This window comes from Streptomyces lincolnensis (assembly GCF_021173675.1).
Taxonomy (GTDB): Bacteria; Actinomycetota; Actinomycetes; order Streptomycetales; family Streptomycetaceae; genus Streptomyces; species Streptomyces lincolnensis_B.
The window spans coordinates 558,031-571,009 of sequence record NZ_JAIHON010000003.1; the positions used below are offsets into that span (position 1 = coordinate 558,031).

14 protein-coding genes are annotated in these 12,979 nt (G+C 71.7%); 9 read left to right on the forward strand and 5 right to left on the reverse strand.

Features of this window, described 5'->3' with window-relative positions:
* Positions 1-312: 312 nt before the first annotated feature.
* The gene (locus K4B79_RS09590) at positions 313-2,136 is read left to right on the forward strand and encodes an RICIN domain-containing protein (RefSeq protein ID WP_232026244.1); all 1,824 of its coding nucleotides are present in this window, start codon (positions 313-315) and stop codon (positions 2,134-2,136) included.
* A 57-nt stretch (positions 2,137-2,193) separates the two neighbouring features.
* Here K4B79_RS09590 and K4B79_RS09595 read toward each other — a convergent pair whose 3' ends face one another.
* Together K4B79_RS09595 and K4B79_RS09600 are read right to left on the reverse strand one after the other, a co-directional pair.
* A complete protein-coding gene (locus tag K4B79_RS09595; protein WP_232025973.1) occupies positions 2,194-3,138 on the reverse strand; it encodes a CU044_5270 family protein in 945 nt (314 codons plus the stop codon).
* The gene (locus K4B79_RS09600; protein WP_232025974.1) at positions 3,131-3,748 is read right to left on the reverse strand and encodes an RNA polymerase sigma factor; all 618 of its coding nucleotides are present in this window, start codon (positions 3,746-3,748) and stop codon (positions 3,131-3,133) included. The genes K4B79_RS09595 and K4B79_RS09600 overlap by 8 nt, the downstream gene beginning before the upstream one ends.
* A gap of 206 nt (positions 3,749-3,954) precedes the next feature.
* Here K4B79_RS09600 and K4B79_RS09605 point away from each other — a divergent pair, with 206 nt between their 5' ends.
* Positions 3,955-4,752, forward strand: a complete 798-nt coding sequence (locus tag K4B79_RS09605; protein ID WP_232025976.1) for an SAM-dependent methyltransferase — start codon at positions 3,955-3,957, stop codon at positions 4,750-4,752.
* A gap of 30 nt (positions 4,753-4,782) precedes the next feature.
* On the opposite strand, the gene K4B79_RS09610 is transcribed toward K4B79_RS09605, so the two are convergent.
* Positions 4,783-5,280 carry a GIY-YIG nuclease family protein gene (locus K4B79_RS09610; protein ID WP_232025978.1) on the reverse strand — a complete coding sequence of 166 codons (498 nt, stop codon included), beginning with the start codon at positions 5,278-5,280 and terminating at the stop codon, positions 4,783-4,785.
* Positions 5,281-5,515: 235 nt separating this feature from the next.
* On the opposite strand from K4B79_RS09610, the gene K4B79_RS09615 reads away from it, so the two are divergent.
* The 4 genes from K4B79_RS09615 to K4B79_RS09630 are packed head-to-tail and all read left to right on the forward strand — an operon-like array spanning position 5,516 to position 9,020.
* Positions 5,516-6,244 carry an ABC transporter ATP-binding protein gene (locus K4B79_RS09615; protein WP_374208442.1) on the forward strand — a complete coding sequence of 243 codons (729 nt, stop codon included), beginning with the start codon at positions 5,516-5,518 and terminating at the stop codon, positions 6,242-6,244.
* A 17-nt stretch (positions 6,245-6,261) separates the two neighbouring features.
* Positions 6,262-7,038: an ABC transporter permease gene (locus K4B79_RS09620; protein WP_232025980.1), complete on the forward strand. Its 777-nt coding sequence runs from the start codon at positions 6,262-6,264 to the stop codon at positions 7,036-7,038.
* A 25-nt stretch (positions 7,039-7,063) separates the two neighbouring features.
* On the forward strand, positions 7,064-8,362 hold the full coding sequence (locus K4B79_RS09625; protein WP_232025981.1) for a sensor histidine kinase: 1,299 nt from the start codon (positions 7,064-7,066) through the stop codon (positions 8,360-8,362).
* A 13-nt stretch (positions 8,363-8,375) separates the two neighbouring features.
* Entirely contained in the window at positions 8,376-9,020 is a 645-nt protein-coding gene (locus tag K4B79_RS09630) for a response regulator transcription factor (protein WP_232025983.1), read from the forward strand.
* A gap of 29 nt (positions 9,021-9,049) precedes the next feature.
* Here the strand turns inward: K4B79_RS09630 and K4B79_RS09635 are convergent, their stop codons facing one another.
* Positions 9,050-9,817 (reverse strand): phosphotransferase, encoded by a 768-nt coding sequence (locus K4B79_RS09635; protein WP_232025985.1) that lies wholly within the window; start codon positions 9,815-9,817, stop codon positions 9,050-9,052.
* 242 nt (positions 9,818-10,059) lie between these two features.
* Between K4B79_RS09635 and K4B79_RS09640 the strand changes: the two genes are divergently transcribed.
* Positions 10,060-10,635 carry a dihydrofolate reductase family protein gene (locus K4B79_RS09640; protein ID WP_232025987.1) on the forward strand — a complete coding sequence of 192 codons (576 nt, stop codon included), beginning with the start codon at positions 10,060-10,062 and terminating at the stop codon, positions 10,633-10,635.
* Between the two features lie 68 nt (positions 10,636-10,703).
* Here K4B79_RS09640 and K4B79_RS09645 read toward each other — a convergent pair whose 3' ends face one another.
* The gene (locus K4B79_RS09645) at positions 10,704-11,297 is read right to left on the reverse strand and encodes a TetR family transcriptional regulator (RefSeq protein ID WP_232025989.1); all 594 of its coding nucleotides are present in this window, start codon (positions 11,295-11,297) and stop codon (positions 10,704-10,706) included.
* Between the two features lie 93 nt (positions 11,298-11,390).
* On the opposite strand from K4B79_RS09645, the gene K4B79_RS09650 reads away from it, so the two are divergent.
* Entirely contained in the window at positions 11,391-12,473 is a 1,083-nt protein-coding gene (locus tag K4B79_RS09650; RefSeq protein ID WP_232025991.1) for an NAD(P)-dependent alcohol dehydrogenase, read from the forward strand.
* Between the two features lie 26 nt (positions 12,474-12,499).
* Positions 12,500-12,934, forward strand: coding sequence for a VOC family protein (locus K4B79_RS09655; RefSeq protein WP_232025993.1), 435 nt, complete (start codon positions 12,500-12,502; stop codon positions 12,932-12,934).
* The last annotated feature ends 45 nt before the right edge of the window (positions 12,935-12,979 follow it).

Genomic DNA, 12,979 nt, shown 5'->3' on the forward strand with positions numbered 1-12,979 from the left:
TACGACCACAGCACTTCGGCCGCCGTCCCGCCCTCACCACCCGCCGCCACGGCGAAGGCGGCCGCGTCACCTGCGTCGCCACCGTCCCCCGCCGCGGCCTCGCCCGCGCGGTGGCCGAGTGGCTCGCGCCCTCCGCGGTCTCCGGCCGGCTCGGTCTGCCGGAGACCGTCACCGCCACGACCGGCACCTCCCCCCGACGGACGCCGGATCCATGTGATCCACAACTGGACCTCGGCGCCTGGGACATGCGGGTGTCCGTCAGCTCGCCGGCCAACTGAGCATCCCCGTAGCCACCCCCTCATAGGAGAGGTCATGCAGAGAAGACAACTGGGAAGGACGTTGGGCACCCTCGTCGCGGCCACCGCGTTGGCGGCGGTCCCCATGACCGGTGCACACGCGTACAACCCGACCGGCGGGATCCTCTACCAACTCGGCGACGAGCCCTGCCTGAAGGGCCGGGGCAACTGCGCGGTCTACCCCAAGTCGGCCCAGCTGCCCAGCGGGCAACTGGTCGCGTCGTTCGAGAAGGCCACGGTCGTCCCGGAGACGGGAAGCGCCGACGGCGAGACCCTCCCGATCTACCGGAGCGACGACCACGGCACCTCCTGGCAGCCGCTGTCGGAGGTGAAGGCCCCCGCGTACCTCTCCACCGACCCCCGCCACGCCAAGTACACGAGCAACTGGACGAACCCCTACCTCTACGTCCTCCCGCAGGCCGTCGGAAAGTTGAAGAAGGGCACGCTGCTCCTCGCGAGCGTGGTGACGGGGGATGACCACTACTACCTGGAGCACAAGGCGGCCGACCCGAACTGGACCCCGTCCAACGACGGCGACCGCAGCGACATGGCGATAGCCCTGTACTCCAGCACCGACGACGGCCTCACCTGGAAGGTGGAAAACGTCATCGCGACCGGCGGTTGGCAGGGCGGCAGCGCGGGCGCGGTCGGCAAGAACATCGCCGCCGCCAACACCCACCGGCAGGTCGACCCCCTCTGGGAGCCCTACCTCATGGTCCGGGGCGGTCAGTTGGTCTGCTACTACTCCGACGAGAACGACTACCTCGGCTTCGACCCGGCCACCGGCATCCCTCAACTCGACCCCGCCAACGACACCGCCCCCGACTCGCACGGCCAGATCCTCGTCCACAAAACCTGGAACGGCCGCAGCACGACGTGGAGTTCTCCCGTCGTCGACATCGCCGGCCTCACCCAGGACATGGGCGGCGGCAAAACCGAGATCGGCGGCGGTCGGCCCGGCATGACCAACGTCGTCCCCACGACGGACGGCAAATGGCTCCTGACCTACGAGTACTGGGGCGGCGGCGCCAACACCCGGTACGCCGTGGCCGACGACCCGCTGAAGTTCTACGCCGCCACCACGGACGCCCCCGTCACCTCCCTGCCCGTGGACACGGGCTCCCGCCCCCTCGCCACCGGCGGCAGCCCGGTCGTCATCCGGCTGCCCGACGGACGTCTGGTCTACAACGCCGCCGGCAGCGGCAACGTCTGGGTCAACGAGAGCGGACGCGGGGACGGCGCGTGGAAGGAGTACCAGACGACCTCACGGGCCGGCTACAGCCGCAACCTCCAGTACGTCCGGGGCACCGGCCGTATCGCGATCCTCAACAACCAGGACACGTCCACGATCGCCCATGCGGAGGTCGACCTCGGGCGATCGGCGGGCGCCTACTACCAGTTGGTCAACCGCAGGACCGGCCAGGTCATCGGCACCGGCAACCACACCAACGACGCCAACATCGGCAACGGCGACATCCCCGACGTCGTCCTGGAGGACCCCGGCACGGCGGTGAACAAGGACACCCAGTACTGGCACCTGACGACCGAGCCCCAGGGCGGTGTGACCCTGTTGAACAAGTCGGGCGGCCGTGCGGCGGCCATCTGGACCGGGAACGCGACGGTCGGTCAGCGCATCGGCCAGTGGGTCGACAACAGCCCGACGGGCAGCTGGAACCTCGTCAGGACGGCCGACGGCCACTACAGGTTCCAGGCGGTCAAGAACACCGGCGTGTATCTGACCGGCGCCTCCACCGGAGCACCCCTGACCCTGCAGAGCGCGGCCTCGGACGGTTCGCAGGACTGGCGGCTCGTCCGTCGGGGCACGGCCGTCGCCCGGTGACGTGGTGAACCGGTGACCCGCGGCCCGAGGGCTGCGGATCACCGGCTCACGGCCTGCTCAGGGGCGTTGCTTCACCCGGTCGACCGCGCCCTGGGCGGCCACGTACGACCACTGGTCGTAGGTCTGCCCGCCCGCCGTGCGCCGGTCACGCATGCCGAGGTACTGGTAGGTCCTGTCGTCGAAGACCAGTACCGGTCCGCCCCTTGCCCAGGGAGTGCCGGGCTTGCCCACGTACTGGATGCCGACACCAGGGCGGCCGTCGGCGTCCGTCCGGCCCGGGAGCAGCTTGACCCCGGGCACGGTGGCCAGCGCCTCGAACGCCGCGGGGCGCAGTCCTTCCGGCAGCACGGCCTTGCGGAGCAGACCGGTGAGGAAGATGTGGACCATCGGCCACTCGTCGGGCTGTGTGGGCCGGTCGTATTCCGGATCCCCGCCCATGTCGCGCAGCGCGACGAGCAGTCGGGCCGGGTCGGTGGGCAACTGCTTGAGCTGCGACCACCTGCTCGGCGGCCAGGAGCTCTGGCCCGGCTGGTCCGGCGGGACCCACTGGGTGTGGCCCAGTTCGCTGACGAAGGACCGCTTGGAGCCGTCGACGGAGTCCCAGCTCTCGTCGACGTACGTCTTGCTCGGTCCGCCTCCGACCGGGGTCTCTTTGATGACCTCCTTGGTGTAGAGGAACTGGTCGTCGCGCGGCGCGATCGGCGTCTCGTGCTTGCGTTCCTCGGCCGCGGCCCCCCGCAGAACGGTTGCCACGCTCACCGGCTGCGTGCGGGACGGGGTCTCGGTGTCCTGGGCGACCAGCACCGTGGTGGTGACCGCCGCGGCGGCGACGCCGGCCACCGCGATCCGCAGCAGCGGACGACGTCGGACGCCGACGGGCGAGGTGGCGGAGGCGGGGTCCCGCATCGCCTGGTACAGGCGGAAGCGGGCCCGGGCGCGGGCGGTGTCCGAGAGAGGGGGCGCTTCCGCGTCCCACTCCCTCAGGAGTTCGAGTTCATTCACTGTCGGATTCCTCTCGGAGAGCGGTCGGATCGAATCCGCCCAGTGCCTCACGGACTTTTCTGCGAGCTCTGTGCAGCCGTGACCGGACCGTCCCCACCGGCACCCCCAGGGCGCGCGCGGTCTCCTCGTATCCGAGGTCGGCCCACGCGACCAGCAGGAGCACGTCGCGGTGGCGGGCGGGTAACCCGGCCAGCGCGCCCGCGAGGTCGTGGCGTACCGCCTGCGCGCTGACCCGCGCCGCCACCTGGTCCGCGACCGTCTCGCCGGCCTGGTCGCCGGGGGTGGCCTCGGGCAGCCGGCTCATCGCCTTCAGCCGTCGGGCCTCGGCGCGCCGGTGGCGGCCGATGAGGTTGGTCGCGATGCCGAACAGCCACGGGCGGGCGTCGGGCAACTCCGTGTCGTAGCGGAAGCGCTGCTGGAACGCGGTGGTGAACGTCTCCGCCATCACGTCCTCGGCCGCCTCCGCCCCGAGCCGACGCGCGGCGTAGCGGTGCACCGCGTCGGCGTGGCGGTCGAAGAGCACGGCGAATGCCTCGGGCTCAGCCCACGACCGTTCGATCACCGAGGCGTCGCTGTCCTGTCCGACCCGGACGCCTGGTTCGACGGTCATCGGGGCTCCTCTCGTCGATGCGAATGCTGTGAAGAACTGGGCTTGCACCGGTACTTCGCCGCTCACCGGAATCCGGTTCCATCCGCGACCGCGGCGGTGGCCGACCGCGCGGTAACCGCGGTCGGGTGAGGCGGAGTTGATGTGGGAAGCTGTCGTACAGCCGTTCGCGGGCGAGGGCGCCGCGGCGGCGGTCGAGAGGAGCGCGCGTGACACGGGACGGCATCCCTGCCGAGGAGATCGACACCAGCAGGCCGCACCCCGCCCGGATCTACGACTACCTGCTCGGGGGCAAGGACAACTACGAGGTCGATCAGCAGGCGGGCGACGCGCTCGCCGCCAGGGCACCCGAGGCGCGTCTCTCCGTGCGGGCCAACCGCGCCTTCCTCCAGCGCGCCGTCCGGCACGTGACCGGCGCCGGCATCCGCCAGATCCTCGACGTCGGTACCGGCCTGCCCACCTCCCCGAACATCCATGAGACCGCCCAGGAGGCGGCGCGGGACGTCCGCGTCGCCTACGTGGACAACGATCCGATCGTGAAGGCCCACGCCGACGCGCTGCTCAGCAGCTCCGGCGCGACCAGCATCGTGCTCGCCGATCTGCGCGACCCCCGCTCCGTCGTGGACCACCCCGACGTCCGCCGGATCATCGACTTCGACGAGCCGGTCGCCCTGTTCCTGGTGGCCATCCTCCACTTCCTCACCGACGCGGAGAAGCCCGGACAGATCGTGGCCACCCTGCGTGACGCGCTGCCGCCGGGAAGCTTCCTGGTCCTCTCGCACGCCACCGGTGACCTCGCCGACCGCCGCGACGCCCAGGCCGTCTACAACAACGCCACCGCCACCATGAACCTCCGCTCCCACGCCGAGATCGAGCGCTTCTTCGACGGTTTCGACCTGCTGGAGCCCGGCCTGGTCCAGGTCCCGTTCTGGCGCCCGGACACCCCACCGCCGGCCCGCTCCGAGGAGGTCGGCTTCTACGGCGGCGTGGCACGCAGGACCGACTGATGTGACCGGAGGGTTCACATCGGCCGGCCCTCATCCTTTCCGTGCCCCGTCCTTCTCCCCGATCGCCTCGATGGCCGTGACCAGTCGTGCGATCTTCGCCTGCTTCGCCGCGATACCGCGGGTCAGGAGCCGCAGGTGGGCCGGTGATTCGGGGACGGCGGCCTCGAACTCCGCCAACCGGCGCTGCTCGGTGGCGAGTTCGGTCCTCAGCCGGGCCGCACCGTCGGGCGGTGGGGGAGGAGCGGTCCCGTTGAAGACGACGTTGTACAGGGGCCGTTCGCTCCACACGGCCTCACGCTCGGCGGCCTCGGCGTCGTACGGGTAGTCGATCCGGACACCGATCACCTGCGACGCCCACGGCTGCTGCCGCAGATGGGTGCGTATTCGGGTGAGCGGACAGACCGAGATACCGACGTACAGCAGCCCTTCCGGGCCGTAGAGCCGGTACAGCGCGGTGCGGCCCGCGGTGTGCAGGCTGCCCTCCTCGTCGAACAGCCCGCGCAGGAACTGCGCATCGACGTCCCGCATGGCTGCGACCCCCTTCGGCTCGACCACGCACGCCGACGGCCCGCGCGCGGGTTGTCCCCTGCCCCACGCTCCCACGAGGGTGTGACAACGCCCTCGCCGCCGAGCGCCGGGCGGCGGCCCGAGCCGGCGGGCCGGGGGATATCCCCCAGCGAAACGCGGAGGTCAACCGCGTTACGCGGCAGGGCGGTCGGACGGCAGGCTCGTCGGTGTCGAGACATCCACGAAGGAGCCCACGATGATCGAGGCGCGCGGCCTGACCAAACGCTACGGCGACACCCTCGCCGTCGATGCGCTGACCTTCGACGTGCCGCCGGGTGCCGTCACCGGGTTTCTCGGTCCGAACGGATCGGGCAAGTCGACCACCCTGCGCATGATCATGGGCCTGGACCGGCCGGACGCCGGGCAGGCCCGGATCGGCGGCCGCCGGTACGCCGACCTGGAATGGCCGCTGCGTGAGGTGGGAGCGCTGCTGGAGGCCCGCACCTTCCACCCCGGGCACAGCGCACACCGTCATCTGCTGGCACTGGCCACGGGCGGTGGGGTCGCCCGCTCCCGGGTGGAGGAGGTGCTGGGGCTGGTCGGACTGGCCGATGCGGCCCACCGGCGGGCCGGCTCGTTCTCGCTGGGCATGGCGCAGCGGCTCGGTATCGCGGCGGCGCTGCTCGGCGATCCGGCCGTGCTGCTCTTCGACGAGCCGGTCAACGGGCTGGACCCGGAAGGAGTGCGCTGGATCCGGGAGTTGATGCGGTCGCTGGCCGCCGAGGGCCGCACGGTGCTCGTCTCCAGCCATCTGATCAGTGAGATGGCACTGACCGCGGAGCATCTGGTGGTCATCGGCCAGGGCCGACTGCTGGCGGACAGCTCGGTGGCGGACCTGACGGCCGACGGGCGGTCCCTGGAGGAGGCGTTCTTCGCGTTGACCTCCGACAGTGCGCAGTACCGGGGAACGGAGCGGCGGCGATGAGTACTACGACAGGAACCGTGACAGGCACGGGACGGCCGGGGTTCGCCGCGGCCGCCCGGATGGAGTGGCTCAAGCTGGGCAGCCTGCGCTCCACCCGATGGGCGCTGTCGGCCACCGCCCTGGGCATGATCGCCATCGGCGTGGTCACCATGGCGAACACCCGCGCACCCCAGGGCGCCGAGGCCGCCCGGACCTTCGATCCGGTGAACAACGTGCTCGCCGGCATCGCTCTCGGACAACTCGTCGTCGGCGTGATCGGCGTCCTGATGATCACCGGCGAGTACTCCTCGGGCAGCATCCGCGCGACCCTGGCCGTCGTGCCGGACCGGCGCCGCCTGCTCGCCGCCAAGACCGCGGTGCTGGGGACGGTGGTCCTCGCCCTCGGGGAGGCCGCCGCGTTCGTCACCTTCTTCGCCGGCCGCGCCGCACTGACCGACACGATCCACCGGCCGGGACTGGGCGACGCCGGAGTACTGCGCGCGGTGGTGCTGTCGGGGGTCTATCTGGCCCTGGTCGGCCTGATCGGGCTGGCGCTGGGCGTGATGACACGGCATACGGCGAGCGCGATCGGGATCCTGGTCGGGCTGTTCTACGTGGTGCCGGCCGTCGCGGCCGGGCTGACCGGCACGACCGTCGCCAAGTTCTTCCCCACCCTGATCGCGGCCAACTCCCTCGCGGTGGCCAAACCGGTGGCGGACGTGCTCTCGCCCTGGACCGGTTTCACCGTCCTGCTCCTGTACACGGCCGCGGCCCTGGCCGCCGCCGACCGGATGCTGCGGCGCCGTGACGCCTGAAGCGGCACCGGGGAGACTGAGCATCATGCACCCCCGCGCCGTGCTCCGCGCGCCCTTCACCCGCAGGGCCTGGTTCGAGGCGGCCTACTGTCTGGCGGCTTTTCCCCTGGCCGTGCTGGGGTTCGTACTGACCCTCGTGCCGCTGGCCCTGGGCGCGGCACTGACGGCGACGCTGGTCGGCGCGGTGCTGGGCCTGGTGCTCCTGGTCGGCGTGCTGATGCTTGCCCGCCGATCGGCCCGCCTGCACCGCGCGCTGGCCGCACGGCTGCTGGGCGAGCGGACGGCACCGCCCCCGCCGTTCCGCCGCGGCCACGGCATCGGCGGGCGGATCGACGCCCGGCTGCGCGATGTCACCGCCTGGCGGGCCCTCGGATACACCCTCGCCAAACTGCCGGTCGCCGCCCTGGGCGCGTACGGCGTCGCCTGGTGGATCACGGCCCTGCTGAATCTCACCCTCCCGCTGCGCTGGTTCCTCGGCGGTGGCACTCCGGGCGGCATCCCGATGCTCACCCCGCTGCCCGCGGGCGGAACCCCGCACATCAGCACCTGGCCGGGCACCCTGTGGGCCGTCGCCGCGGGTGCGGCCACGCTACTGGCCGCCCCATGGCTGGTCCGGGCGGCGGTCGCGGCCGACCGCCGGCTGCGGCACGCCCTGCTGGGACCGGGCGAGCTCACCCAACGGGTGCGGGCCCTGGAGGAAACCAGGGCCCTCGCCGTCGACGACGCCACCGCCCGGCTGCGGCGGCTGGAGCGGGATCTGCACGACGGCCCCCAGGTCCGGCTCGTCGCCCTGGCGATGAGCCTGGACATGGCCCAGGAGAAACTCACCGACCAGGACGGAGCGATCAGCGATCCGGACGGCGTACGACGACTGGTGGCCACCGCGCACCGCAGCGCCGCCGAGACACTGAGCGAGCTGCGCGACCTGTCCCGCGGCCTGCACCCCCCGGCCCTGGACGACGGCCTGCCCGACGCCCTGGCCACGCTCGCCGCCCGCAGCGCACTGCCGGTCGAGCTGTCGGCCGAGATCCCGGTGCGTCCCACCCAGGCCATCGAGACCATGGCCTACTACTGCGCCGCCGAACTGCTCGCCAACGCCGCCAAGCACAGTGGCGCCCGCCGCGCCGTCGTCACCCTCACCCAGCAGGACGGCGCGCTGCGCCTGCGGGTGACGGACGACGGCTCGGGCGGCGCCCGCGTGACGGCCGGCGGCGGCCTGGAGGGTCTGCGCCGGCGCATCCGGACCGTGGACGGTCGGCTGCACATCTCCAGCCCCGAGGGCGGCCCGACGGCGATCACCGTCGTCCTGCCGCCGCACGCGTGAGAGCATGCGCGCCATGCGTGTCGTGATCGCCGAGGACGCCGCCGTACTGCGGGAGCTGCTGGTGCTGATGCTCACCGAACGGGGGCACGAGGTGTGCGCCGCGGTTCCGGACGCCGAGGCGCTGCGTGCGGCCGTGGCCGAGCACCGGCCGGACGTGACGGTGGTCGACATCCGCATGCCGCCCACCCACACCGACGAAGGACTGCGGGCCGCGATCGACATCCGCGGCGCGTACCCCGGCACCGGCGTGCTGTTGTTCTCCCAGTACATCGAGACGCGGTACGCCACCCGGCTGCTCGCCGCCGGTTCGGCCGGCGTCGGCTACCTGCTCAAGGACCGGGTGGCCAACGTCGCCGAATTCACCGACGCGCTGCAACGCATCGCCGACGGCGGCACCGCCCTCGACCCGGACGTGGTCACCCAGCTGGCCGCCGCGGGAGGCCGGCGCGCGGGCCTCGAGTCACTGACCGCACGGGAGCGGGACGTCATCGCCCTGATGGCGGAAGGCCGCTCGAACGCGTCCATCGCGCAGACCCTGGTCGTCTCCCACGGCACCGTGGAGAAGCATGTGGCGTCCATCTTCACCAAGCTCGGCCTGCCGGCCTCGGACGACGCCAACCGGCGGGTGCTGGCGGTGCTGCGGTATCTGCGCGGATGACGACCTGCTTGCCGCTCGGCAGTGTCGGCTCACGGGCGGACCGATGCGGTGAGGCGCCGAAGCGAGGCGTGGGCCGGTGGGCCCCAGGTGGCCTTGCCCCCGGGGAGGCCACGGACACCGGCGTCTGCGATGCGGAGGCAGGCGAGGGCGCGGAGCACCGCCCAGCCGCGGGCGCGGCGCAGGGTCGCGGCGTCCGGGCTCGGCCGGTAGGTCGCGTGGAAGCGGTCGATGGCGCCGTCCGGCAGCAGGATCCACGCGGCGGCGAGGTCGAAGGCGGGGTCGCCCGCGAAGAGGTCGCCGAAGCCGATCACGCCGGAGAAGGTGCCGTTCGTGGTCAGGATGTTGGCCGGGTGCAGGTCGCCGCGGAGCCAGAGCGCCGGGCCTGCCCAGTCGGGTGCGGCGGCAGCGTCTTCCCGGACGGCGCGGACGGCGTCCGGGTCGCTGATCAGCCCCGGCTCGGCGGCCCCGGCGAGCCCCCGGGCGAAGTGTTCGGCCGTGTCGGCCAGCGGTCCGCCGCGGTCCCGGCCCGTGGGCGCCCCGCCGGGAGCGGGGCGGTGAAGAGCGGCCAGGAAGGCCGCCAAGGCCACGGCCGCCTCGTCGCCGCGCGTCGCGGGGGCGCGGTCGGCGGGCTCGCCCGGTCTCCAGGCGGTGACGAGCCAGGGCCGCGGAAACCGCTCGGAGGGCTCACCGAGGTGCTGCGGGACGGGGATCGGCAGCGGAAGTTCCGGTGCGAGACGGGGGAGCCAGGTGTGTTCCTTGCGCAGCAGCGCGTCCGCGGACGGCGTCGCCCAGGGCAACGGTGATGTCCGTGGCGGTGGTCGTCATGCGGAGCAACGGTAGGTGGGGTGCCGTGGACCAGGCGTCGGGCCCCTTTCGGCAGTCCGCGGGACGCTGACGGGCGCGCGGGCGGCGGATCCGGGCGACATCGCTGTTCCGGCCGGCGCGGCGATGAGTTTCGCAGGCGTGCCGGGTCTACGGATGCGACTGCGGTGACCGCAGTCCGCACCTGCCCGGATCACACCCCGCTCAAGGAGCAGACATGACCGCGACCTACACCTTCGACGTCTTTTCCAGCCTCGACGGCTACGGCGCCGCCGGCGGCGACTGGACCGGCTACTGGGGCAAGCAGGGCCCCGAGTTGCTCGACCATCGCCTCGCCCAGTACGGCACGGAGCAGAGGATGGTCCTCGGTGCCCACACGTATCGGGCGTTCGCGCGGATGCTGGCATCGAGCACCGAGGACTCCGATGTGCGTGACCCATGGGTCACCCGGATGCGGAACCTGCCGGCGACAGTGGTGTCGACGACCCTGGAAGGCCCCCTCGACTGGCCCGACGCCACCGTCGTCAGCGGTGACGCCGTCGACGTCGTCGCCCGGCTGAAGAAGGAGTCCGACGTGCCGTTGCGCTCGCACGGCAGCCTGTCGATGAACCGGGCGCTGATGGCCGCCGGCCTCGTCGACCGCGTGCAGGTGACGCTCTTCCCCGTCATCACCGGCCGGACCGGGCTGGACCCGATCTTCCGGGGCGCGGCCGACTTCGACCTGGAACTGATCGAGCACCGCACGCTCGACGGCCGCATCCAGGAACTCGTCTACCGGCCCACCCTCCACTGACCCGCCGTCCGGAGAAGGCGCAGGAAACGGGGGTTCCACGGAACCGACCCTGGGCAGCCCACGGGGATCTAGACCTCGTCGGGCGTCATGGCGCGGCGGACGCTCTCGCGGAGCAAGGTGCGACGCTGCTCGTGCAGTTCGGGGGACTCCTGTGCGGTCGCCGCGTAGACGTTGCTGACCGGCGACCAGGCCATGGACATGGCGATCACCATCGCCATCACGTCGAAGGGGTCTCCCGGGCGCACCAGACCGGCGGCCTGGGCCTCGGCGATGGCGCGCAACTTGGGGTCGTCGAGGCGGTCGGGGGCATCGACCAGGTGGCCGGCCGGGCGTCGCTCCAGGCGTGCCCAGGTGGCCAGCCGGATGAGATCGGGCCGGCGGAGATACTCGTCGTAGAGGCGTACGGCCCAGTCCGCGAGGTTGGTGGCGTCGATCGGGACGACGTTCACGATCCGCTCCAGCGAGCCGAAGAAGATGGCGTCGAAGAGCCCGTCCTTGCTGCCGAAGTAGGCGTAGAGCTGCGCCTTGTTCGTGCGTGCCGCGGCCACGATCCGCTCGACGCGCGCACCGGCGATCCCGTGCTCGGCGAACTCCTGGGTCGCCACATCGAGGATGCGTTGGTAGGTCGCGGCTCCGCGCGAGGTCAGGGGCTGGTCTGCCATGCGCCGACGCTACCAGACAGAACAGTTGGTTTGCCTGACGGGCAGATGCCTGTACGGTCGACAGACCGAACAGTCTGTTTGCAAGGAGACGTCATGAGGAGCACCGTTGGCTGGCAGCTGGAAGGCCCGTCGCCGATCCTGCGGAGGACGCCACTGAAACGACGTGACCTGCGCCCCGACGACCTCGCGGTCCGGGTCGACTACTGCGGCGTCTGCCACACCGATGTCCACGCGGTCGACGCCAGGTCCGGCGGGGACGGCCGACCCCTGGTGCCGGGGCACGAATTCACCGGCGTGGTGACCGAGACCGGACCCGCGGTCACCCGCTTCGCGGTCGGGGATCCGGTCGCGGTGGGCAACATCGTCGACTCGTGCGGCGAGTGCGCCATGTGCCGGGCCGGTCAGGAGAACTTCTGCCACACCTTCCCGACGCTGACCTACGACGGTGTCGACCCGTACGACGGATCGACCACCCTCGGGGCCTACTCCCGCGAGTACGTTGTCCGCGACCGCTTCGCCCACTCCCTGCCCGCCGGGCTCGATCCGGCCGCCGCCGCTCCTCTGCTCTGTGCCGGGATCACCGTCTGGGAACCGCTGCACGCCCTGGGTGTGGGGCCGGGGACCCGCGTCGCCGTTGTGGGACTGGGCGGCCTGGGCCATCTCGCGGTCAAGATCGCCGTGGCGCTCGGTGCCGAGACCTCGGTCGTCAGTCGCTCACCGGACAAGGCCGACGACGCACGCCGCCTCGGCGCCCACGGATTCGTCGTCTCCACGGACCCGGAACAGATGGCCGACGCCCGTGACCGCTTCGACGTCGTCATCGACACCGTCTCCGCCCCGCACGACCTCGGCCCCTACCTGCGCCTGGTCGCCATGGACGGGACGCTCAGTCACCTCGGACACCTCGGCCCCATCACCGTGGAGACCACCGACCTGCTCGTGGGACGCAAGAAACTCAGCTCCGCGGGCAGTGGCGGCACGCCCGCGACCGCCGCCATGCTCGACTTCTGCGCCCGACACGGCATCACCGCCGACATCGAGCTGCTGCCCTCCGCGCGCGTGAACGACGCCCTTGACCGTCTCCGGCGCAATGACGTCCGCTACCGCTTCGTACTCGACATGTCCGACCTGGACCACGAGCAGCGCGGAGAGCCCCGAAAAACGTCCGCGACCTGACGCCGCACGCGCACTATGGTGGACCGATGGCGTCGATCAAGCAGGTCCAAGTCACCTTCGACTGCGCGGAACCCGAGCGCGTGGCTCGCTTCTGGTGCGAGGTGTTGGGGTATGTCGTACCGCCTCCGCCGGAGGGGTTCGCCACGTGGGACGATTTCAACCGCTCCCTGCCGCCCGAGCGTCAGGGTGCGGCCTTCGCCTGCATGGATCCCTCCGGCGTCGGCCCGCGACTGTTCTTCCAGCGCGTCCCCGAAGGCAAGGTCGCCAAGAACCGGGTTCATCTCGACGTGCGGGTCGGTACCGGCCTCGTGGGTGAAGAGCGCCTCGCCGTCCTCGAGGCCGAGTGCGCACGGCTGGTCGCACTCGGCGCGGCACGCCTGTACCTCCTGAAGGCGGACGGCTACAACGAATCGTGCCTCGTGATGCAGGACATCGAGGGCAACGAGTTCTGTCTCGACTGAGCGTGCAATCGGGATGCGGTGGCCCGCGGGGCGACCGCATACTCA